The sequence below is a fragment of the Sphingomonas psychrotolerans genome, assembly GCF_002796605.1.
GTDB lineage: Bacteria > Pseudomonadota > Alphaproteobacteria > Sphingomonadales > Sphingomonadaceae > Sphingomonas > Sphingomonas psychrotolerans.
Genome location: NZ_CP024923.1, coordinates 3,228,445 through 3,248,122 on the forward strand (window position 1 = coordinate 3,228,445; position 19,678 = coordinate 3,248,122).

22 protein-coding genes are annotated in these 19,678 nt (G+C 67.0%); 12 read left to right on the forward strand and 10 right to left on the reverse strand.

Translation table 11 applies throughout. The annotated features are described in order from the left end of the window. Nucleotides 1–2: 2 nt before the first annotated feature. Entirely contained in the window at nucleotides 3–353 is a 351-nt protein-coding gene (fliE, locus tag CVN68_RS14460; protein ID WP_233503364.1) for a flagellar hook-basal body complex protein FliE, read from the reverse strand. Next, on the reverse strand, nucleotides 350–1,594 hold the full coding sequence (locus CVN68_RS14465) for a sigma-54 interaction domain-containing protein (protein ID WP_100282824.1): 1,245 nt from the start codon (nucleotides 1,592–1,594) through the stop codon (nucleotides 350–352). The genes fliE and CVN68_RS14465 overlap by 4 nt, the downstream gene beginning before the upstream one ends. Nucleotides 1,595–1,808: 214 nt before the next feature. Between CVN68_RS14465 and CVN68_RS14470 the strand changes: the two genes are divergently transcribed. Beyond that, nucleotides 1,809–2,639, forward strand: a complete 831-nt coding sequence (locus CVN68_RS14470) for a flagellin N-terminal helical domain-containing protein (RefSeq protein WP_100284422.1) — start codon at nucleotides 1,809–1,811, stop codon at nucleotides 2,637–2,639. Nucleotides 2,640–2,826: 187 nt separating this feature from the next. Next, nucleotides 2,827–5,469: a glycoside hydrolase family 3 protein gene (locus tag CVN68_RS14475; RefSeq protein ID WP_199560088.1), complete on the forward strand. Its 2,643-nt coding sequence runs from the start codon at nucleotides 2,827–2,829 to the stop codon at nucleotides 5,467–5,469. 2 nt (nucleotides 5,470–5,471) lie between these two features. On the opposite strand, the gene CVN68_RS14480 is transcribed toward CVN68_RS14475, so the two are convergent. The 8 genes from CVN68_RS14480 to CVN68_RS14515 all read right to left on the reverse strand — a co-directional run bounded on the left by CVN68_RS14480 (nucleotide 5,472) and on the right by CVN68_RS14515 (nucleotide 11,636). Beyond that, nucleotides 5,472–6,206: a sigma-70 family RNA polymerase sigma factor gene (locus tag CVN68_RS14480; protein ID WP_100282826.1), complete on the reverse strand. Its 735-nt coding sequence runs from the start codon at nucleotides 6,204–6,206 to the stop codon at nucleotides 5,472–5,474. Nucleotides 6,207–6,235: 29 nt separating this feature from the next. After that, nucleotides 6,236–8,275, reverse strand: coding sequence for a flagellar biosynthesis protein FlhA (flhA, locus tag CVN68_RS14485; RefSeq protein WP_100284423.1), 2,040 nt, complete (start codon nucleotides 8,273–8,275; stop codon nucleotides 6,236–6,238). A gap of 42 nt (nucleotides 8,276–8,317) precedes the next feature. Further along, the gene (locus CVN68_RS14490) at nucleotides 8,318–9,205 is read right to left on the reverse strand and encodes a flagellar biosynthesis protein FlgJ (RefSeq protein ID WP_100284424.1); all 888 of its coding nucleotides are present in this window, start codon (nucleotides 9,203–9,205) and stop codon (nucleotides 8,318–8,320) included. Between the two features lie 61 nt (nucleotides 9,206–9,266). Then, complete coding sequence (locus CVN68_RS14495) at nucleotides 9,267–9,578, reverse strand: flagellar protein FlgN (RefSeq protein WP_100282827.1); 312 nt, start codon at nucleotides 9,576–9,578, stop codon at nucleotides 9,267–9,269. Then, the gene (flgM, locus tag CVN68_RS14500; RefSeq protein WP_100282828.1) at nucleotides 9,565–9,855 is read right to left on the reverse strand and encodes a flagellar biosynthesis anti-sigma factor FlgM; all 291 of its coding nucleotides are present in this window, start codon (nucleotides 9,853–9,855) and stop codon (nucleotides 9,565–9,567) included. Before flgM ends, CVN68_RS14495 begins: the two co-directional genes overlap by 14 nt. Nucleotides 9,856–9,923: 68 nt before the next feature. Beyond that, nucleotides 9,924–10,445 carry a flagella basal body P-ring formation protein FlgA gene (locus CVN68_RS14505; protein ID WP_100282829.1) on the reverse strand — a complete coding sequence of 174 codons (522 nt, stop codon included), beginning with the start codon at nucleotides 10,443–10,445 and terminating at the stop codon, nucleotides 9,924–9,926. Between the two features lie 53 nt (nucleotides 10,446–10,498). Beyond that, the gene (locus CVN68_RS14510; RefSeq protein ID WP_233503365.1) at nucleotides 10,499–11,035 is read right to left on the reverse strand and encodes a flagellar motor protein MotB; all 537 of its coding nucleotides are present in this window, start codon (nucleotides 11,033–11,035) and stop codon (nucleotides 10,499–10,501) included. After that, complete coding sequence (locus CVN68_RS14515; RefSeq protein WP_100282830.1) at nucleotides 10,989–11,636, reverse strand: motility protein A; 648 nt, start codon at nucleotides 11,634–11,636, stop codon at nucleotides 10,989–10,991. Before CVN68_RS14515 ends, CVN68_RS14510 begins: the two co-directional genes overlap by 47 nt. Nucleotides 11,637–11,847: 211 nt before the next feature. On the opposite strand from CVN68_RS14515, the gene flgB reads away from it, so the two are divergent. From flgB to flgK, 10 genes are read left to right on the forward strand one after another with little or no spacing between them, the layout of a single operon-like run. Beyond that, entirely contained in the window at nucleotides 11,848–12,201 is a 354-nt protein-coding gene (gene flgB, locus CVN68_RS14520) for a flagellar basal body rod protein FlgB (RefSeq protein WP_100282831.1), read from the forward strand. 2 nt (nucleotides 12,202–12,203) lie between these two features. Beyond that, complete coding sequence (gene flgC, locus CVN68_RS14525; protein WP_100282832.1) at nucleotides 12,204–12,614, forward strand: flagellar basal body rod protein FlgC; 411 nt, start codon at nucleotides 12,204–12,206, stop codon at nucleotides 12,612–12,614. 2 nt (nucleotides 12,615–12,616) lie between these two features. Continuing rightward, entirely contained in the window at nucleotides 12,617–13,312 is a 696-nt protein-coding gene (locus CVN68_RS14530; protein WP_100282833.1) for a flagellar hook assembly protein FlgD, read from the forward strand. An 18-nt stretch (nucleotides 13,313–13,330) separates the two neighbouring features. After that, nucleotides 13,331–14,635 (forward strand): flagellar hook protein FlgE, encoded by a 1,305-nt coding sequence (locus tag CVN68_RS14535; RefSeq protein WP_100282834.1) that lies wholly within the window; start codon nucleotides 13,331–13,333, stop codon nucleotides 14,633–14,635. 8 nt (nucleotides 14,636–14,643) lie between these two features. Continuing rightward, nucleotides 14,644–15,387 carry a flagellar basal body rod protein FlgF gene (locus tag CVN68_RS14540; RefSeq protein WP_100282835.1) on the forward strand — a complete coding sequence of 248 codons (744 nt, stop codon included), beginning with the start codon at nucleotides 14,644–14,646 and terminating at the stop codon, nucleotides 15,385–15,387. A 16-nt stretch (nucleotides 15,388–15,403) separates the two neighbouring features. Continuing rightward, nucleotides 15,404–16,192: a flagellar basal-body rod protein FlgG gene (gene flgG / locus CVN68_RS14545; protein WP_100282836.1), complete on the forward strand. Its 789-nt coding sequence runs from the start codon at nucleotides 15,404–15,406 to the stop codon at nucleotides 16,190–16,192. 10 nt (nucleotides 16,193–16,202) lie between these two features. Then, nucleotides 16,203–16,898, forward strand: coding sequence for a flagellar basal body L-ring protein FlgH (locus tag CVN68_RS14550; RefSeq protein WP_100282837.1), 696 nt, complete (start codon nucleotides 16,203–16,205; stop codon nucleotides 16,896–16,898). A gap of 14 nt (nucleotides 16,899–16,912) precedes the next feature. Continuing rightward, nucleotides 16,913–18,007: a flagellar basal body P-ring protein FlgI gene (locus CVN68_RS14555; protein WP_100282838.1), complete on the forward strand. Its 1,095-nt coding sequence runs from the start codon at nucleotides 16,913–16,915 to the stop codon at nucleotides 18,005–18,007. Further along, nucleotides 18,004–18,336, forward strand: coding sequence for a rod-binding protein (locus CVN68_RS14560; RefSeq protein ID WP_233503366.1), 333 nt, complete (start codon nucleotides 18,004–18,006; stop codon nucleotides 18,334–18,336). The genes CVN68_RS14555 and CVN68_RS14560 overlap by 4 nt, the downstream gene beginning before the upstream one ends. Continuing rightward, complete coding sequence (gene flgK / locus CVN68_RS14565) at nucleotides 18,333–19,673, forward strand: flagellar hook-associated protein FlgK (protein WP_100282840.1); 1,341 nt, start codon at nucleotides 18,333–18,335, stop codon at nucleotides 19,671–19,673. Before CVN68_RS14560 ends, flgK begins: the two co-directional genes overlap by 4 nt. Nucleotides 19,674–19,678: the final 5 nt, after the last annotated feature.

Genomic DNA, 19,678 nt, shown 5'->3' on the forward strand with positions numbered 1-19,678 from the left:
GATCAGACCGGCATGCTCATGATGTCCTTGTAAGCGGACAGAAGTTTGTTGCGGACCTGTAGCGTCGCCTCGAAGCCGACCGAGGCCTGCTGACGGGCAAGCATCACCTTGGCGATGTCGATCGTCTCGCCGCGTTCATAGGCTTCGGAAAGCGCCCCGGCCTGGGCCTGCGCCTGATTGACCGACTTGAACGCGTCCTGAAACGTATCGGTGAAGCTCGCCGGCTTGCTTTCCTCAGGTGCGGTCGGCGCCGGCGCCTGCTGGGCGCGACTGAGCGCGGCGTTGCGCTCGAGGATCTGCGAGCGCAGCGCGAGAACACGGTCGACGCTCATCGGAGCAGTGACGGCGCTCATGCCGAGATCGCCTGGGCGATGTCTTCACCCTGTTCGCGCGCCTTGGCGAGACGATAGCGCAAGGTGCGCTCGGAGATGCCGAGCCGCCTGGCGGTCTCGATCCGGCTGCCGTTGCACTCGGCGAGTGTCTCGCGGATCGCCTGAAACTCGTGCATCTGGACGATGTTGCTGAGCGTTTCGGGGCGTTCCTGCCGCATCTCCGGCCGGCGATCGAAGATCAGATGCGTTGGCTCGATCACATCGCCCGGCGCGAGCAGCAACGCCCGCTGGATGACATTCTCGAGCTCGCGGACGTTGCCCGGCCAATCATGGTCGCCGAGAATCTCGACGGCCTCCGGGGTGATCCACGGCAGCGAATTGCGGGTGCCCGCGTGACGCAACACCATCGCAGCGGCGAGCGCGGCGATGTCGCCCGGGCGCTCGGCGAGCGCCTTGGTGGCGAGCGGGAAAACGGCGAGCCGGTAATAGAGATCGGCGCGGAACCGGCCGGCGGTGACTTCACCCTGCAAGTCGCGATTAGCGCAGGCGATGACGCGGACGTCGATCTTCTCCGGTACCGTGCCGCCAATCGGAACGACTTCGCGCTCCTGCAACACGCGGAGGATCTTGGCCTGGAGCCCGAGCGGCATCTCGGCGATCTCGTCGAGCAGCAAGGTCCCGCCATTGGCGGCGCGGAAGAAGCCCTGCCCCCCCGACGATGCGCCGGTGAACGAACCCTTCTGGTGGCCGAACAGCATCGCCTCGAGCATCGTCTCGGGCAGCGCGGCGCAGTTGATCGCGACGAACGGGCCGGCGCGGCGGGTCGAGCCCATGTGGATCGTCTTGGCGAGGACTTCCTTGCCGGTGCCGGTGGGGCCGTTGATCAGCACGGTGATGTCGGAAGCCGCGACCCGTTCGGCGAGCGCGAGCAAGGCGAGACTCTCGGGATCGGCGGCGACCGGCTCGTACGCCCCTCGTGCCATCGCGCTGGCAAAGCCGGCCCCGATCGCGGCGTCTTCATTGCCATAGGTCAGCCGCGCGGGATTGCCGTCGCGGAACGGGATCGCGGTGCATGCCCCCTCACCGAGGATCAGCGTGCGGGCTGCCGCTGGCGGGACTTCGCCGTCGGCGACGAGGAACAGATCCTGCGCGCCGGGCTTGCCGTCCTCGCACGACCCGATCGCGAAGCCTTGGGCGCGGAGCGCGGAGACCAAAGCGTATTTCTGCCGGAGAACCGCTGCCGAAGGAACGATCGAGCGCATGTGTGACCCCCTGTTGTGGAGGCTGTGTGGGGGAAGGTTGGTTAATTCGCCGTAAAACTACGTACGGACGCACTTCTGCGGTTCCGGCGCGTCTACGCGCGCGCGATGGACGATTTTTTGCTTAAGCCGGGAAATGCGCTGCCGTTCCTTGGCTTGGCGGCTCCGGGCTCCCGTTCAGGGGGGACGCGGGAAGCCGACGAGCATGGAGATGAACATGACTGTTATCGGAACCAACATCGCCTCGCTGCGTGCTTCGAACGCTTCGAATTCGGCGAACAAGCTGCTGGGCACCGCGATGGAGCGGCTGTCGACCGGCAAGCGCATCAACAACGCGAAGGACGACGCCGCCGGCCTCGCCATTGCCTCGACCATGACCGCTTCGATCCGCGGCATGAACCAGGCGATCCGCAACGCCAATGACGGCATCTCGCTGGCCCAGACCGCCGACGGCGCGCTGGACGAGGTGAGCAACATGCTGCAGCGCATCCGCGAGCTGGCGGTCCAGTCGGCCTCGGGCACCTACAGCACCACCGACCGCGCCAACCTCGACAAGGAAGCGACTGCGCTGACCACGCAGATCCAGTCGATCCTGACCAACACCAAGTTCAACGGCGTTGCAGTGTTCGACTATGCCGCGACCGACACGGCCAGCGACGACGTCAACATCCAGGTCGGCATCAACAGCGCCGACACGGTCGCGCTGACCAAGGCGTTCTTCGACAGCGACAATTTCGAAGCCGCCGATTTCAAGGTCGACAGCGTCGCCAATGCCGGCACTACCCTGACCAATGCCGACACCGCGCTGACCGCGGTCAACACCGCCCGCGCCACGCTCGGCGCGTCGCAGAGCCGGCTCGAATCGGTGGTCAACAATCTGACCACCAACGTCACCAACCTGTCGGACGCGCGCAGCCGCATCGAGGACGCCGATTTCTCGGCCGAGACGACTGCGCTCGCCAAGGCACAGATCCTGTCTCAGGCTTCGACGGCGATGCTCGCCCAAGCGAACCAGAGCCAGCAAACGGTTCTTTCGCTGCTCCGTTAAGCGCGTGCCGGTCGGGGTGTCACCCCCCTGACAGGCACCGCGGCCGGTCACCTCTCCCGTGTTGGAGAGTGCGCAAGAGGAACCCCGGTGGTCCACGCGACCGCCGGGGTTTTCCTTGCCTTCCGCCATCTGGTAGCGCTAACAGAAATGCGCTAGCCTCGCCTCAAACAAAATGGAGAGGCCGAAGGTGACGAGGAAGCTGAGGATCGCGCTTGCCCTGCTGGCGTCGAGTGCATGGGCGCCGCCGACGAGCGCGCAGACCGCCGCTCCAGACAAGCTCGGCGACCCTTCGGCTACCCCAGAGCAGCGCGCCCGCGACGTGATCGCGCGGATGACTCTCGACGAAAAGGCGCACCAGCTCGGCCATACTGCGCCCGCGATCCCGCGGCTGGGGGTGCCGCAGTATAATTGGTGGAACGAGGGCCTTCACGGCGTCGCTCGCGCCGGCATCGCCACCGTTTTTCCGCAGGCGATCGGAATGGCCGCATCGTGGGACGCGCCGCTGCTCCACCAGGTCGGCGATACGATCGCAACCGAATTCCGCGCCAAATATCTCGAACGGCGGCATCCCGATGGGGGCAGCGATTTCTATCGCGGGCTGACCGTCTGGTCGCCCAACATCAACATCTTCCGCGATCCGCGCTGGGGCCGCGGACAGGAGACCTATGGCGAGGACCCCTATTTGGCAGGCCGGCTGGGGATCGCCTTCATCACCGGGCTGCAGGGCAACGACTCGAAATTCCTGAAGACCGTGGCGACCTCGAAGCATTTCGCGGTGCATAGCGGCCCCGAGAGCAACCGCCACCGCGAGGACGTTCATCCGACCCCGCACGACCTTGAGGACACCTATCTGCCCGCGTTCCGCGCGACCGTGACCGAGGGCAGGGTCGAATCGATCATGTGCGTGTACAACGCCGTTAACGGCGTCCCCGGATGCGCCAGCAGCTTCCTGATGGAAGAACGACTCCGCAGGAACTGGGGCTTTAAGGGCTATGTCGTGTCCGATTGCGGCGCGGCGGCGAACATCTATCGTGAGGATGCGCTGCACTACACGAAGACAGCGGTCGAGGGCGTCGCGCTCGGGTTCAAAGCGGGCATGGACCTGATCTGCGGCGACTATCGCAACAACATGACCACCGAGCCCGAGAATATCGTCGCAGCGGTGAAGTCAGGGCAGCTGCCGGAGGCAGTGGTCGACCGATCGCTGCAGCGCCTGTTCGAGGCGCGGATCCGGCTGGGGCTGTTCGACCCGCAGCTTCCGTTCCCCGACATCACTGCCAGGGACTATGACACAGCCAAGCATCGCGCGCTCTCGCGGAAGATGGCCGAAGCGTCGATGGTGCTGCTCAAGAACCAAGGCGATTTGCTACCTATCAAGAGCGAGCCGAAGACGATCGCCGTGATCGGTCCCAACGCCGACAGCTTCGACGCGCTGGTCGGCAACTATTATGGCACCCCCTCGAAGCCGGTGACGGTGCTTGACGGCATCCGGGCGCGCTATCCTAGGGCGAAGATTCTTCATGTGCCCGGAACGGGGTTGATCGGGAGGGCCGAGATACCGGTGCCCGACGATGTGCTGTGCGTCGATGCCGGCTGCACCACGCGCGGGCTGAAGGTCGAGTTCTTCAACGGCACCAACCTCGAAGGCGCGGTTACCGAGACGAAGACCGTGCCGAATGCACGGTTCGAATGGCTCGGCGACCGCGAGACCTCGGCGCGCTGGACCGGCACGCTCGTCGCGCCCGAAACCGGCGACTATGGCTTCCGGTTCGCCAGCGAGAATGGTTACCGCGTCTGGGTGGGCGACAAGCTCGTGGTCGACGAATGGGGCGTCGGCGACGCGCCTTCGATCCTTTCGGGCAATATCCCCCTCGAAAAGGGCCGAAAATACCCGCTGCGGGTGGAGGGCTTTCAGCGCGGCCAGCGCAGCAACCAGCAGCTTTTGTGGAGCCCCGAGAGCGCCGGCGGCGAGCAGGCCATTGCCGCGGCAAAGCAAGCCGATCTCGTCGTCTTCGTCGGTGGGCTCTCGGCGCGGATCGAAGGCGAGGAGATGAAGGTCAAGGCGCGGGGCTTCGCCGGCGGCGACCGCACCAGCCTCGATTTGCCGGCGCCGCAGCAGCAATTGCTTGAACGCGTCAACGCCACCGGCAAGCCCTTGGTGCTCGTACTGATGAACGGCAGCGCGCTCGGAGTGAACTGGGCTGACGCCCACGTTCCCGCGATCGTCGAGGCCTGGTATCCGGGCGGCGAAGGCGGACATGCCGTTGCCGGGCTGCTCGCCGGCGACTTCAGTCCGGCGGGCCGGTTGCCGGTGACCTTCTACAAATCAGCCGGGCAGCTGCCGTCTTTCTCCGATTATCGCATGGCCGGGCGGACCTATCGTTATTTCACCGGCGAGCCGCTCTATCCGTTCGGACACGGGCTAAGCTACACGCGCTTCCGCTATCGGGCACCGAGGCTGAGCAATGCCCGGGTGGGCGCGGACGGGAAGGTCACTGTGTCGGTGGAGATCAGCAACACCGGCGCGCGCGACGGCGACGAGGTGGCGCAGCTTTATGTCTCGCATCCTGGAACCGCCGGCGCACCGGTCCGCGCGCTCGAGCGATTCGAGCGGGTGCGTTTGAAGAGAGGCGAGACGCGCCGCGTGGACTTCGAACTCGATGCACGGGCACTGAGCGTGGTGGATGCGGAGGGCGTGCGCCGGCTGGTGCCAGGTCGTGCCGATCTGTGGATCGGCGGGGGCCAGCCGGTGCGACGGCCGGGGCTGCCGGCGGCGGCGGGCGTCGCCGCGCAGATCGCGGTCACGGCAGGCGCGGTGCTGCCCAAATAGGCTCAACCCAGACGCCGCTGGAGCGCGCGCTTGAGGCGGGCGTGCGCTCCAGCCTTGATCTGGCACACCCGGGCGGCGCCGACGCCGAGCACCTGCCCGATCTCTTCGAGGTTGAGTTCCTCGACATAGTAAAGCTGGATGACCTGCGCCTCGCGGGTCGGCAGTTCGGAGATCGCGGCGATCAGCGCTCCGCGCTGGTCACCCTCGGCGAGCTGGTCGAACGCGTCGGGCTCCTCGGACATGAACCATGGCGATTCGTCCGAATACATGTCGTCGATCGAGTCGAAGCGCACTGCCTCGGCGTTGGCATATTCAGCGCGAAGCTTCTCGGGCGTCACGCCGAGCTTCTCGGCGACCAGCGCATCGCCCGGCGCGTGGCCGAGTTCGGCAGCGAGCGTGGATACCGTCTCCTGATAGGCTTTCCGCCGCCGCATGGCACCGCGCGTAAGGGTCGCCTGGCGGCGCAGTTCGTCGATCATCGCGCCACGCACGCGCGTGACGAGATATTGCTCGAACGTCACCTGACCGCGATCCTCGAAGCCACTCACGGCCTCGATCAACGCGACCATGCCGATCTGGATCAGATCCTCGACCTCGACGATCGAGCTCATCGAACCATGGACGTGCCACGCGATGCGGCGCACCAGCGGCAGATGTTTGCGGACCATCGCCTCAGCGTCGCGCTGCGGCGAGGGCATGCGGTCATAGGTCAGCGGCGCGGATGCCAGAGAAGCCATGTCTTTGAGGTTCCTGGAGGAAGTGGCGTTCATGCGGGCAGCGCCTCCGGCGCACCGATCACCGCGACGACTTCGACGGTCTTGTCCTCGGGCACTTCGAAGAAGCTCATCACCGGCGTGTCGGGAAGGATGGATTTGACCAGCTTGCGGATCGCAACGCGGATTGCCGGCTGCACGACGAGCGCGAACGGCTTGGCTTCCGCGATCAGCGGCGCGGCGGCGTACTGGAGCGCATCGGCGATGCGGCGACCGAGATCGGGCTCGATCGTGTGGCGTCGCGACGGGTCCGAACGCACCGCCTGGCCGAGCAAAGCTTCGAGCTGGCCTTCGAGCGTCATCACCCGCAGCGGCTCGCGCATCCCGCACAATCGCTGGATGATCAGCGGCCCGAGCTCGGGGCGGATCAGCTCGAGGAGCTCCTCGGCATCGAGGGTCTTCTGCGCGGCGACTGCGATCGCGGCGGCGATCCGGCGGAATTCCTTGAGCGGCACATTCTCCTGGAGCAGTCCGCGCAGCACCGTGGTGAGCGTGGTGAGCGGCACCGGCTGCGGGCTGAGCGACGCGACCAGCGACGCGGCGCGCTCCTTGAGCCCGTCGAGCAGCGACTGGACTTCGTCGGGGCCGAGCAGATCGGCGGCGTTCTGGATCAGCACGTGGTTGAGATGGGTGGCGACGACGGTGCCCGGATCGACGACGAGGTAGCCCGCGCCGGTTGCGGCATCGGCATCGCCGCTGGCGATCCACACCGCGTCGAGCCCAAAGGTAGGGTCCCGCACCGGCTTGCCCCGCAGCTTGCCGACGGCTTGGCCGGTATCGAGCGCGAGCATCTCGTCGGGCGCGACATTATCCTCGCCGACCACGACCCCGCCGATGACGATGCGATAGGTGAACGGCGCGAGGTTGATATCGTCGCGCACCCGGACCTGCGGCACGACGAAGCCGAGATCCTTGGAGAGCTGGCGTCGCACCCCGGTGATCCGCCCCATCAGCGGCCCGCCGCGGCGCTCGTCGACCAGCGGCACGAGGCCGTAACCGATGTCGAGCATCACCTGCATGTTGTCGATCACTTCCTCCCAGCCGATCTTCGAGAGGTCGGCGGGCGCGGCCGCGGGTTCGGGCGGCGGCGGGCGATTGGCGTGTGCGCGCAGCTTCCATGCCGCAAACCCGGCGGCCGCGGCGGCCGGCAGGATCACTAGATGCGGCATGCCCGGCATCACGCCGAGCAGACCGAGGATCACTGCGACCGGAGTCCAGGTCTTGTGGCTGCCGAACTGGCTCCCGATCTGGCCGGCGAGGTCGTGCTTCGAATTGACCCGGGTGACGATCGCGGCGGCGGCGATCGACAGCACCAGCGCCGGCAGCTGCGCGACCAGCGCGTCGCCGATCGCAAGCATGATATAGGCCTGCGCGGCGTCGCCCACCGCCATCTGATGGCTGACCACGCCGAGGATCAGTCCGCCGACGATGTTGATCGCCAGGATCAGCAGCCCGGCGATCGCGTCGCCCTTCACGAACTTGGACGAACCGTCCATCGCACCGTAGAAATCGGCTTCGGTCGAAACCTCGATGCGCCGGGCGCGCGCCTCGTCGGGCGTCATCAGCCCGGCGTTGAGATCTGCGTCGATCGCCATCTGCTTGCCGGGCAGCGCATCGAGGGTGAAGCGTGCGGCGACTTCGGAAACGCGGCCCGCGCCCTTGGTGACGACGATCATGTTGATGATCATCAGCACCGCGAAGACGACAATGCCAACGACATAGTCGCCGCCGATCAGGAAGGTGCCGAATGCTTCGATGACATGGCCGGCCGCCGCGCCGCCTTCATGCCCGTTGACCAGAACGACGCGCGTCGAGGCGACGTTGAGGCCGAGGCGGAATAAGGTGGCGAACAGCAAAACGGTGGGGAAGGCGGAGAAATCGAGCGGCTTTTGCGCATTGAGCGCCACCATCAGCACCGCAAGGCTGATCATGATGTTCATGATGAAGAAGACGTCGAGCAGGAAGGCCGGGATCGGCACCACCAGCAAGGCGACGAGCAGCAGGATCGCGCCCGGTAGCGAGAAGCTTCGCATCGCCGGGCCAAGGCCGGCGGGCAGGGTCAGTCCGTTCACCGGTCAGGCCCCGAGTTTCGCGAGCATCAGATAAGCGAGCTTGGCCGTTTCGGGGGTCGGCCGAAGCGGATTCAGTCGCTCGCCGCCGGCCATTTCAGTGCCGCCGCGCGAGGCCTTGAGTTGCGCGAGCGTCGTCTCGATCCAGTGGCGATCGCTATCGACCGCATTGTTGCCGAGCACGATTTCGGTATCGCCGATGCCGGTGCCGAAAGCATCGAGCCCACTGGAGAGATCGTCGAGCCTATCCGAGGCGAGGCCCGTCGCACCGACCGCGGCGGCGCCCTGATCGAGCTTGCCGGCGAAGCGGCTGTAGATCTCGCTCAGCGTCCGTGGCTGGCCATTGCTCGCATAGAAGATGTCGCGATTGGCGCGCGCGGCGGCCGGGAACATCGCCGCACCGGTGCGATCGGGGTTCGCGGCCATAGCGCCGAGGAACTTACTCGCGCCGCCCTGGCCGAGGAAATGCGCCATGTAGAGATCGGTGCCGGTTGCAGGGCGATCGAGCCTCTGCTCGAGCGCGGCCTTGTTGTCCGAGGCATGCTCGGCGGCCATCAACGCCGCGGTCTGCGGATCGCTGCGCATGTCGAGGATCGCGCGGCGCGCCGCGGGGTCACTGACGACATAACGGCCGCTGGCGGTCTGGCGGATCGAATCCGACGCCCAGCCGAGCCCATGCTCGGCACCGTGGTCCTTGATCACGCCGAGCCAGCTCTGCTCGATGAATTGATAGAGGCCAGTGGCGCTGGAGGTGGTGGCGCGCGCATTGGCGCGCATGCCGCTCTCGACCTGCGCCTGCCCCAGCAGATAGCTGAAGTCGATTCCGGTCTTGCGGCTGGCGGCGGCGATCGCCGTCTGGATGCCTGCCTTTGAAGTGACCGATACGATGCTCATCGAGCTGTGATCCGATTGCCCTGGGTAGAACCGGAGCAGCAAGGAGCGTGCCAGTCAGCCGTCAGGCGATCGCGTATCCCCCGGGGCGATAGGCCGGGGCCACCTCGCCGGAAAGAAGTTGCAGGCGGCGGCGGACATTTGCCGCCATCAGATTGACGTAGATCCGGCAGGTCTCGTTGAGGCGATGCGCCTCCGCGGCGAGCGCCTTGATTTCCGGCGAGGGGGCCTCGCCATCGTAGATCGCGACAGTGTCGATGCCGGCGAGCTTGGCCTGCGTTGCCGTCTCCAGCGCCACGACGTCATTGGTCTTCAGCGCCGCGATCTCGGCGTGAAGCGATTCGATGACCACGATCAGCGCGTCACGCCGGGTCATTGGGGCTCCATTCGAGCTTGAGCGCGAGCAGCCGGTCGGCAATCGTCGTCGGATAGATCGGGAATTTGCCGTCTTCGATCGCCTTGCGGATCTTGGCGACGCGCTCGACGTCGACCGGGGGTTTGGCGGCCATCGCCCCCGACAGCTGGACGGCGGTCGATTCGACCGGCGCCGCGTTCGCGACCGGTCTGGCCGCTTCAACCGGAGCGGCGGCAGCGACCGGCGCGATGCGGCGGTCCGCGACCACGCCTGCCTTGTTGCCGATGGGATCCACCATTGCTGCTTCCTCGGAGAACTTCCTGCAGCGATAGGAACGGCCGCGTTCGGAAACGCTTTAGAAAAAAATCACTCGGCCCAACCGGGCAGCCGCGCCCGCCCTGATTCGAGCGCCACCGCCTGGATCGGCGGTTTCTTGTCGTCGACCTTGACCATCAGCCGCGCCCCCGGGGCGGCGTCGCCCATTGCGATGCCGTCGCGGGTAATCGAGAAGCCGGGCGAACCGGCCTCGACCGTGATCGGATCGCCACGACGGATCACCGGCGCGCTCTTCACCGGAACAACCGGTGCTTGGGCAAGGACGGCCGGTGCGGTCCTGGGCTGCGGGATCGCGTTTACGGGCACATAGATCCGCCACGCCGGCGCCATGCAGCGCACCACCACGGTATCCTTTGCCGCGCTGCGCCATTCGAGCTGCGGCGCGGCGCAGGACTGGAGCTTGAGCCTTTTGTCGACCGGCGTGCGTGCCCCGCCCTGCTCGCCGAGTGGCTGGCCGGTGAATTGCGCGACGATCGTGTCGAGCACGAAAGTCGACTGGAAATCCTGCGCAGCGGCCGGCGTGGCGGCTGCGAGGGCCAAGGACAGCAGCATGGAAATCTCCTTGAGCGAAGCTGAACGGCAAGGCCGGGTTGCCGGGCGGCAGATCATTGCCGGCCTCCGTCATAGCCGAGCGAAAGAACGGCGCGGCGCTGGCCGCGCGCAGTGGCGATCGCGATGCGTCCGGGTGCTACCGCGCCGGAACGGACGAGCATCGCGGCGACTGCGCGGGCGCGATCGGCCGCGAGGATCGGGCCGCTGCCGGTGAGCAAGTCGACGTCGCCGGCGCTGCCGTCGACTTCGCCGATGATCCGCAGGCGCGTACGCGGATCGGCGGCGGCGACGCGGGCCCAGGCGAGCGCAGCGCCGGCATCCGGGAGCTGCGCCGAGCCGGGCGCGAACCCGTTCACTGCAGCGAGATCGACCGGCATCACCGGCGCATTCTCTTTGGCTCCGAAGCCCGCGCGGAAACCGGCGGCGAGCGTGTTCGGATCGACCTGATTGGCCTGGAGCAGCACGAAGAAGCCGACCAGCAGCAAGGCGAGGTCGGCAAGCGTGGTCAGCCAGATCGGCCGCGCGGGGGGGGCTCCCCGAGCGTCACGCCGCGAGCTCGCGCGCGCCGAGGCGGGGCTGAATCGCGGCAAGTTCGGCGAGCGGCGTCACCAGCCGAGCGCGCTCCTGCGCCTCGTGCCGCGCGTGTCGCTTGAGGCGCGATGCCACGGGGGTCGCAATCAGACAGGCGACGATCGCGCCGTAGAGCGTAGTGAGCAACGCCACCGCCATCGCCGCGCCGATCGTCTTGGGATCGCGCATCGCAGTGAACATCTGGACGAGCCCGATCAACGTGCCGATCATCCCCATCGCCGGCGCGATATCGGCCGCACCGGTCCAGAGGTCGGCGACGGCGCGGTGCCGCTCGAACCGGGCGAGCCGGCGCTGGTCGAGCAATGCCGAGACATGCTCGGGCGAAGCGCCATCGACGATCGCGGCGACCGCCGCCGCAAGATCGGGATCGGCGATCACCGAGCGATCGAGCGCGATCACGCCGTGACGCTGGACGATGCGGCCGAAGGCGGCGACCTGCGCGAGCAACGGCTCGACATCGAAGCCCCGCCGACAGAGCGTGCGAAGCGCGGCGACCCCGCGGCCGAGATCGCCCAGCGGTGTCCGCAGCAGCACGGCGACCACGGTACCGCCCAGCACGATGGCCAGCGCAATCGGATCGAGGAAGGGCGCGAAATCCATGCGCTCACGTTTGCAAGGCCCGGGCCAATTCGGCGCGCTCCCTGTTACGCTACGCTGCCGCCGGCGACACGGCAGCCTATTGCCACCCGACCGGCAAGGCTTTGCCGCTCGCCCGGCCCGTAGAGGCCTCTCGAGCATCCGGCACGCCGCGCAAGAAAACTGGCACGGCCATTGCATCGACACGCCCGAACTTTTGTGCGGGAGACGTGCAATGCCCAACGACAGCCTCTTCGGCGTACACGGCGCAGCGCTGGCCGTGCGCTCGCAGCGCATGGGCGTGCTCGCGTCGAACATCGCGAACGCATCCACGCCCGGCTATAAGGCGAAGGACGTCGACTTCCAGACCGCGCTCGCCGCGATCGAGACGCCGGGCGGCTCGAGCGATGCCGCGATGGACGCCGCGACGCTCTACCGCGTGCCCCTGCAGCCGAGCCAGGACGGCAACACCGTCGAGCTCGCCACTGAACAGACCGCTTTCGCCGAGAATGCTGTCGCCTATCAGACGACCCTGTCATTCCTGAACGGCCGCATCTCGACGATTACGCGCGCGCTCAGGGGAGAATGAGCATGGGTAACCCGCCGCTCTCGATTTTCCAGGTCTCCGGCCGCGCAATGTCCGCGCAACTGCTGCGGATGAACACCACCGCATCGAACCTCGCCAACGCCGGCACCGTCGCTTCCAGCCCAGAGGCCGCCTACCGCACGATCAAGCCGGTGTTCCGCAGCGCGTTCGACGAGGCTTCGGGCCTGTCAACGGTCGATGTCGAGCAGATCGTCACCGCCGGCGCCGAGCCGACCAAACGCTACGACCCGGGCAATCCGCTCGCCGACAAGGACGGCAATGTCTGGGAAAGCGCAGTCGACGAGACCCGCGAGCTCGTCGACATGCTCGAATCGTCGCGCACCTATCAGAACAATGTCGAGGTCATGCAGACTGCCAAGCAGCTGATCGTCGACACCCTCAAGCTGGGTCGCTGATCATGGATTTCGATAGCACGCTGCAGACTCTCGGCGTCAACCGCTACGGCGCGTCGAGCGCGACCTCCAACGGCACCAAGGACACGTCCGGCCTCGGCAAGACCGAGATGGACCAGAGCGACTTCCTGACGCTGATGACCGCGCAGCTCAAGAATCAGGACCCGTTCGAGCCGGTCGACAACACCCAGATGGTCGCCCAGATGGCGCAATTCTCATCGCTCTCCGGCATCACCGAGATGAGCACGACATTGAAGGCGATTGCGGCCAAGCTGGGCGGCACTTCGCTCGGCGACGCGCTCGGCTATGTCGGCAAGACCGTGCTGACCGAAGGCTCGATCGCGTATCCGCGCGAGTCCGGCGGGATCGCCGGCGCAGTCGCGCTGTCCAAGGACGCTACCGACGTCAACGTCGCGATCAGCGATGCCGACGGCAAGCCATTGAAGACGATCGCGCTCGGAAAGCAGGCCGCGGGCGCCGTCGCCTTTGATTGGGATGGCAAGCTGGACAACGGCGAAGCGGCTGGCCCCGGCCCCTACACCGTCAAGGTCGCCGCGCTCAACGCCGGCGCCAAGGTCGATGCCGCCCCGCTCGTCTGGGCGCCGGTGTCCACCGTCTCGCTCGGATCCGACGGCAAGCCCGTCCTCACGCTTCCTGGCATCGGCCAGGTCCCCCTCGACGCCATCTGGCAAGTCGGCTGACCCCAAGGAGTAACGCACATGTCCTTCTTCACTTCACTCAGCGGGCTTCAGGCTGCCCAGACCGAAATGTCGACGATCTCGCACAATCTTGCCAACGTCTCGACCAACGGTTTCAAGCGCTCGACCACGCAATTCGCCGACGTCATCGCCTCCACCTCCAATTCGAACCCGACCCAGATGGTCGGTTCGGGCACGGTAGTGAAATCGGTCCGCCAGCAGTTCAGCCAAGGCGGCTTCACGCAATCCTCGTCGGCGCTCGACGTCGCGATCTCGGGCGAGGGCTTCTTCATCGTCAAGGGCAGCGACGCGAGCAACAATGTGTCGTTCACCCGCAACGGCAGCTTCCTCGTCGATTCGGACCGCTATGTCGTCGATGCGCAGGGAAATAAATTGCAGGTCTATCCGGTCGACGGTTCGGGCGCGGTGGTCGCCACCGGCATCGCCTCGACGGTCAGCCTGCGCCTGCCCCAGATCAGCGGCAAGCCCGAGGCGACCGAGGACGTCACCCTGTCGCTCAACCTCAACGCCAATTCGGTGATCCCGTCGGACGACGATCGCTGGACCGACGTGCCCTATGCCTTCGACCGGTTCGATCCGGCGACCTATAATCATTCGGCGCAGACCACGATCTACGACGCCAATGGCAACGCGCTGACCTTGACCACCTATTTCGTCCGCGAGACGACGCCGACCACCGCCGAGCCGACCAGCGACTGGACGGCCTATTCGTTCGTCGGCGACAAACAGCTCAACTCGGGCACCGATCCCGACGACATCGAGCCGATCGCGATGACTTTCGACGGGACCGGCAAGCTCACCGCGCCGGCAGGGCCGACGAGCTTTCTCGGCTTCCTCGCCCCCGGTGCGACCACCGAGCAGATGATCACGCTCGATTTCGGCGACGCGACGACGCAGGTCTATTCGCCGTTCAGCATCGATGCGAGCTCGCAGGACGGTTCGCCGGTCGGTCAGCTCGAGGGCGTCACCATCGCCGATGACGGCACGGTGCGCGCCAGCTTCTCCAACGGCGACAGCCAGGCATTGGGCAAGGTCGTGCTCGCCAGCTTCTCCAACCCCACCGGTCTGCGCCAGCTCGGCAGCAGCACTTGGTCGGCCTCAGGCCTCTCGGGTGAGCCGCGGCTCGGCGAGCCGGGCGCAAACGGGTTCGGCGGGCTGATGGCCGGCGCGGTCGAGCGCTCGAACGTCGACATCACCGAGGAACTGGTCGGGCTGATCGCCGCGCAGCGCAACTTCCAGGCCAACGCCAAGGCGCTCGATACCGCGAGCCAGATCTCGCAAACCATCTTCAACATCCGCAGCTGAGCTAGACCATGGACCGCCTCGTCTACACTGCAATGTCGGGGCTGCGCAGCCAGATGGCCGCGCAGTCGACGATCGCGAACAACATCGCGAACGCGTCGACGATCGGCTTCCGGGCCGAGCGCGTCAATTTCGACAGGCTGGTGTTGCAGGGCTCGGGCCTCGAGACCCGCCAGCTCGCCGCCGAGGAGGTCGAGGATTTCGACCGCCGGGCGGGGACGATCGTCCAGACCGCGCGGCCGCTCGACGTTGCGGTGACTTCGGATTCATGGATCGCGGTGCAGGCCGCGGACGGCAGCGAAGCCTATACGAGGCGCGGCGATTTGTCGGTCGCGGCCTCTGGCGTGCTGGAAACCGGCGACGGTTTCCCGGTGATGGGCTCGGGGGGGCCCATCACCGTGCCGCCCCACCAGTCGATCGCGATCGCCGAGGACGGCACCGTCTCGATCGTGCCGCTGGGCGGCGATCCGACCCAGCCGCAAGTGATCGACAGGATCAAGCTGGCCAGCCCCACCGGCAGCCAGACCGCCAAGGGTCTCGACAATCTGCTCCACGTCAAGGGCGGCGGAGTGCTGCCCGAGGATCTCGACGGCAAGCTCGCGGCGGGATCGCTCGAGCAATCGAACGTCAACCTGACTCAGGCGCTGGTCGACATGATCGAGAACCAGCGCAGCTACGAAGTGCAGGCCAGCCTGCTCAAGGAAGCCAAGACCATGGACGAGAGCGCCGCATCTTTGATGCGGATGCCCGCGTAACGAAAGGATTTAGACGATGGGTTCCTCGGCAATGCACATCGCGCGCACCGGGCTCGACGCTCAGGACATGCGCATGCGGGTGATCTCGAACAACTTGGCCAACGTCAACACGACGGCGTTCAAGCGCGACCGCGCCTCGTTCCAGACGCTGGCTTATCAGGTCGTCACCGCGCCGGGTGCGCAGAGCACCGCAGAGACCAAATACGCCACCGGGCTCAACCTTGGCACCGGCGTCCGCATCCAGGGCACTGCCCGGGTCGAGACGCAGGGCACCTTCCAGAACACCGGCGGGTCACTCGATCTCGCGCTGGAGGGCGAAGGCTATTTCCAGGTCCAGCTGCCCGGTGGCCAGCTCGGCTATACCCGCGCCGGCAATTTTTCGCGCTCGGCCGAAGGCATGATGGTGACCAGCGACGGCTATCAGGTGATGCCGGGGATTACGATCCCCGAGGGCACCACCGGGATCACGATCGGCGCCGACGGCACCGTATCGGCGCAGATCGCCGGCCAGACCGAAGGCAGCCAGCTCGGCCAGATCCAGGTCGCGACCTTCCCCAATCCCGGCGGGCTGCAGGCGACCGGTGACAATTTCCTGATCGAGACCACCGCCAGCGGCGCGGCGAGCCTCGGCGCGCCCAACGAAGCCGGCCGCGCCAAGATCCGCCAGGGCGCGCTCGAGGCTTCGAACGTCAATGTCGTCGAGGAGTTGGTCGACATGATCGAGACCCAGCGCGCCTACGAGGTCAATTCGAAGATGATCTCGGCGACCGACGAGATGCTCAAATATGTCAATCAGAACATCTGAGGCGGCCGCGATGAAATTCCTCACCGGCCTAGCCACCGGCGCGCTCGTCGTCGCCGCGATCGCCTTCACCAGCGCGCCCGCCAAGGCGCAGTTCCTCGGGTTGGGCAAGAAGAAGGCGAAGGAGGATTTCTCCGCCACCCTTCCCGCGCCCGTCCCCGTGGCGGCGCCGGCGAACGGCAGCATCTTCCAGGCAGGCGACGGCTATGCCGCGCTCTACGAGGGCATGCGCGCGCGCCGCGTCGGCGATCCGCTGACGATCGTCCTCGTCGAGCGCACCAGCGCCTCCAAGTCGGCGGGCACCAAGCTCGACAGTGGCGGCGGCTTCTCGCTGACGCCGCCGACCACCGGCGCGCTCAACCTGTTCAACAAGAGCGACGCCAGTGTCAGCGGCGCGCGCAACTTCACCGGGACCGGCACTGCCGACCAAGCCAATGCCTTGTCGGGCGAGGTCAGCGTGACAGTGGCCGCGGTCTATCCCAACGGGACGATGCTGGTGCAGGGCCAGAAGCGCGTCACGCTCAACCGCGGCGACGAGTTCATCCAGATCAAGGGTATCGTGCGCACCGCCGATATCGACGCGAACAATCGCGTCGCCTCGACCCGCGTCGCCGATGCCCGCATCGCCTACACCGGCAAGGGCGATGTCGCCCGCGCCAGCCGTCAGGGCTGGCTGAGCCGGTTCTTCCAGATCCTCAGCCCTTTCTGAGCGGAGCCCGCAACATGATCCGTTTCGTCATCGCCCTTCTCGCCGCCACGCTGGTCATCGCGCCCGCGCAGGCGCAGCGCGTCAAGGATCTGGGCGGCTTCCAGGGCATCCGCACCAACCAGCTCACCGGATACGGCATGGTCGTCGGTCTGCCGGGCACCGGTGACGACAATCTGGAATATACCGTCCAGTCGATGAAGGGCGTCGCCTCGCGCTTCGGCCTGCAATTGCCGCCGGGCGTCAGCCCCGCGCTCAAGAACGCCGCGGTCGTGATGATCACCGCCGAACTGCCGGCCTTCGCCAAGCCGGGTCAGAAGCTCGACATCACCGTCTCGTCGATGGGCAAGTCCAAGTCCTTGCGCGGCGGCACGTTGATCCTGACGCCGCTGCAGGGTGCCGACGGCCAGATCTATGCGATGGCGCAGGGCAACCTCGCGGTCGGCGGGCTCGGTGCGGAAGGCGCCGACGGCTCGAGGATCGTGGTCAACATCCCGTCGAGCGGCCGCATCCCGGAAGGGGCGACGGTCGAGCGTGTCGTCGACACCGGCTTCGACCGCGCCCCCTTTCTCACCTTCAACCTCGCCCGCGCCGATTTCACTACCGCGCAGCGCGTACAGGACGCGATCAATAGCCGCTTCGGTGGAGCCCGCGCCCGCGCGATCGACGGCGTGTCGATCGCGGTGCAGGCCCCGGCCGGCGCCGATGTCCGCGCCGAATTGATGTCGGAGATCGAGAACCTCACCGTCGAGGCGGCCGAGGCGCGCGCGCGTGTGATCGTCAATGCGCGCACCGGCACCGTGGTGATCAACTCCGCGGTCCGGGTCAGCCCGGCCGCAGTGACACATGGTAAACTCACCGTTCGTATCGATGAGGCCCAAAATGTCAGCCAGCCGCTGCCGTTTAGTAAGGGCGAGACCGTGACGGAGCAGCACAGCGCCGTGAACGTCGAGGAGGAGAAGAAGCCGATGTTCCTGATCCAGCCCGGGCCCAAGCTCGCGGACGTGGTCAAGGCGGTGAACGCGATCGGCGCGTCGCCGGCCGACCTCGTCGCGATCCTCGAAGCACTCAAGGAGGCCGGCGCGCTCAAGGCCGAATTGGTGATCCTGTGACCAGCGCGCCGAGCCCGATCGCGAACCTCGCCGGCGGCGTGTCGACCGACACGTCGCGGCTGGCGTCGAAGGACAATCTCGACGCCGCCGGCAAGCGCTTCGAGGCGATCTTCACCGGCATGATGCTCAAGTCGATGCGCGCGGCCAAGCTCGGCGACGGGCTGTTCGACAGCAAGGCGACCGAGCAGTTCCGCGACATGCAGGACCAGCAGCTCGCCCAGGCGATGGCCGCGCACGCGCCGATCGGCATCGGCAAGGCAATGACCGAGTTCCTCGCCAGATCTGCCGCGCTCGAACCCGCCGCGCCGCCCGAAGGGGGTACGCCATGAGCGACATGCTCTCGATCGGCCTGTCGAGCCTCAAGGCCTATCAGACCGCCCTCACCACGGTGTCGGAGAACATCGCGAGCGCCGGTACGGCCGGCTATTCGCGCCGGACCACCGACATCCGCGAAGTCGTCGCCCCTGCCGGGATCACCACCGGCACCGCGCAGGGCATGGGCGTGGTCGCCCGTGGGCTGACGCGCGCCGCCGACGTCTACAAGACCGCCGAAGTGCGCACCGCCACCGCCGATCTCGCCAGGACCGAGGCCGGGGCAACATGGCTCCAGCGAGTCGAGGAATCGCTGACCGGCAACAAGCTTGGCGACCGGCTGACCGGCTTCTTCAATTCGGCCAAGGCCGTGGCGGCGGACCCCGCCTCGCTGGCGCCGCGCGCCGCGATGCTAGAGGCCGCATCGAGCATCGCCTCGTCCTTCGCCGCGACCGGCACTGCGCTCGACGGCGCGATGGAAGATCTCGACAAGAGCGCCGAAGCCGCGGCGACCCAGCTCAATTCGCTGGCCCGGTCGCTCGGTCGAGTCAATGCCGGGCTCGGGCGCCAGCAGGAAGGCACCAGCGGCCAGGCCGCCTTGCTCGACGAGCGCGACCGGCTGCTCGAACAGATGAGCGCGATCACCGACGTCTCGGTGACGACCGACACTTCCGGCCGCGCGATCGTCCGCGTCGGCGGAGTGGCGGGTCCGGTGCTGGTCCAGGGCGAGAATACCGGCGCGATCACCTATCAGCGCAGCGACGAAGGCCTCGTCGCCTATACGCTCCATTTCCAGGGCGAGGGCAGCCCGGTGTTCCCGAACGGCGGCGTGCTGGCCGGCTTCGCCGAGGGTGCCGAGCGGATCGCCGGCGCGCTCGACGAAGTGAATAAACTCGCGACCGCCTTCGCCGAGGGCATCAACACCGTCCAGGCGGCGGGCGAGGATCTCGACGGCACTGCCGGCGCGCCGATGTTCGCGGCCGGCGACCCCGCCTACAAACTCACGCTCATGCTCGACGACCCGCGCGGCATCGCCGCCGCGGCGCCCGGCAAGGGCATCCGCGACAACGGCAATCTCGCCGGCCTGGAGGCACTGCGCGGCAGCGGCCGCTTCGAGGACACGATCGCCAGCGTCACCTCGGCCAACGCCGCCGCGCTCTCCGCGCGCCGGTCGGTGGCCGAGGCGCAGACTGCGATGCGAGATTCGGCGGTTTCGGAGCGCGCCGCGGCGACAGGCGTCAATGTCGATGAGGAGGCGGTCGACCTGATCCGCTTCCAGCAAGCCTATCAGGCGTCGAGCCGCGTGATCCAGATCGCGCGCGACACGCTCAATTCCATCCTCGAGATCCGGTGAGGCTG

Coding starts and splice junctions, on each gene's coding strand:
- fliE (WP_233503364.1), bottom strand. CDS start 353: ATGAGCGCCGTCACTGCTCCGATGAGCGTCGACCGTGTTCTCGCGCTG.
- CVN68_RS14465 (WP_100282824.1), bottom strand. CDS start 1,594: ATGCGCTCGATCGTTCCTTCGGCAGCGGTTCTCCGGCAGAAATACGCT.
- CVN68_RS14470 (WP_100284422.1), top strand. CDS start 1,809: ATGACTGTTATCGGAACCAACATCGCCTCGCTGCGTGCTTCGAACGCT.
- CVN68_RS14480 (WP_100282826.1), bottom strand. CDS start 6,206: ATGGCTTCTCTGGCATCCGCGCCGCTGACCTATGACCGCATGCCCTCG.
- flhA (WP_100284423.1), bottom strand. CDS start 8,275: ATGCGAAGCTTCTCGCTACCGGGCGCGATCCTGCTGCTCGTCGCCTTG.
- CVN68_RS14490 (WP_100284424.1), bottom strand. CDS start 9,205: ATGAGCATCGTATCGGTCACTTCAAAGGCAGGCATCCAGACGGCGATC.
- CVN68_RS14495 (WP_100282827.1), bottom strand. CDS start 9,578: ATGACCCGGCGTGACGCGCTGATCGTGGTCATCGAATCGCTTCACGCC.
- flgM (WP_100282828.1), bottom strand. CDS start 9,855: ATGGTGGATCCCATCGGCAACAAGGCAGGCGTGGTCGCGGACCGCCGC.
- CVN68_RS14505 (WP_100282829.1), bottom strand. CDS start 10,445: ATGCTGCTGTCCTTGGCCCTCGCAGCCGCCACGCCGGCCGCTGCGCAG.
- CVN68_RS14515 (WP_100282830.1), bottom strand. CDS start 11,636: ATGGATTTCGCGCCCTTCCTCGATCCGATTGCGCTGGCCATCGTGCTG.
- flgB (WP_100282831.1), top strand. CDS start 11,848: ATGCCCAACGACAGCCTCTTCGGCGTACACGGCGCAGCGCTGGCCGTG.
- flgC (WP_100282832.1), top strand. CDS start 12,204: ATGGGTAACCCGCCGCTCTCGATTTTCCAGGTCTCCGGCCGCGCAATG.
- CVN68_RS14530 (WP_100282833.1), top strand. CDS start 12,617: ATGGATTTCGATAGCACGCTGCAGACTCTCGGCGTCAACCGCTACGGC.
- CVN68_RS14535 (WP_100282834.1), top strand. CDS start 13,331: ATGTCCTTCTTCACTTCACTCAGCGGGCTTCAGGCTGCCCAGACCGAA.
- CVN68_RS14540 (WP_100282835.1), top strand. CDS start 14,644: ATGGACCGCCTCGTCTACACTGCAATGTCGGGGCTGCGCAGCCAGATG.
- flgG (WP_100282836.1), top strand. CDS start 15,404: ATGGGTTCCTCGGCAATGCACATCGCGCGCACCGGGCTCGACGCTCAG.
- CVN68_RS14550 (WP_100282837.1), top strand. CDS start 16,203: ATGAAATTCCTCACCGGCCTAGCCACCGGCGCGCTCGTCGTCGCCGCG.
- CVN68_RS14555 (WP_100282838.1), top strand. CDS start 16,913: ATGATCCGTTTCGTCATCGCCCTTCTCGCCGCCACGCTGGTCATCGCG.
- flgK (WP_100282840.1), top strand. CDS start 18,333: ATGAGCGACATGCTCTCGATCGGCCTGTCGAGCCTCAAGGCCTATCAG.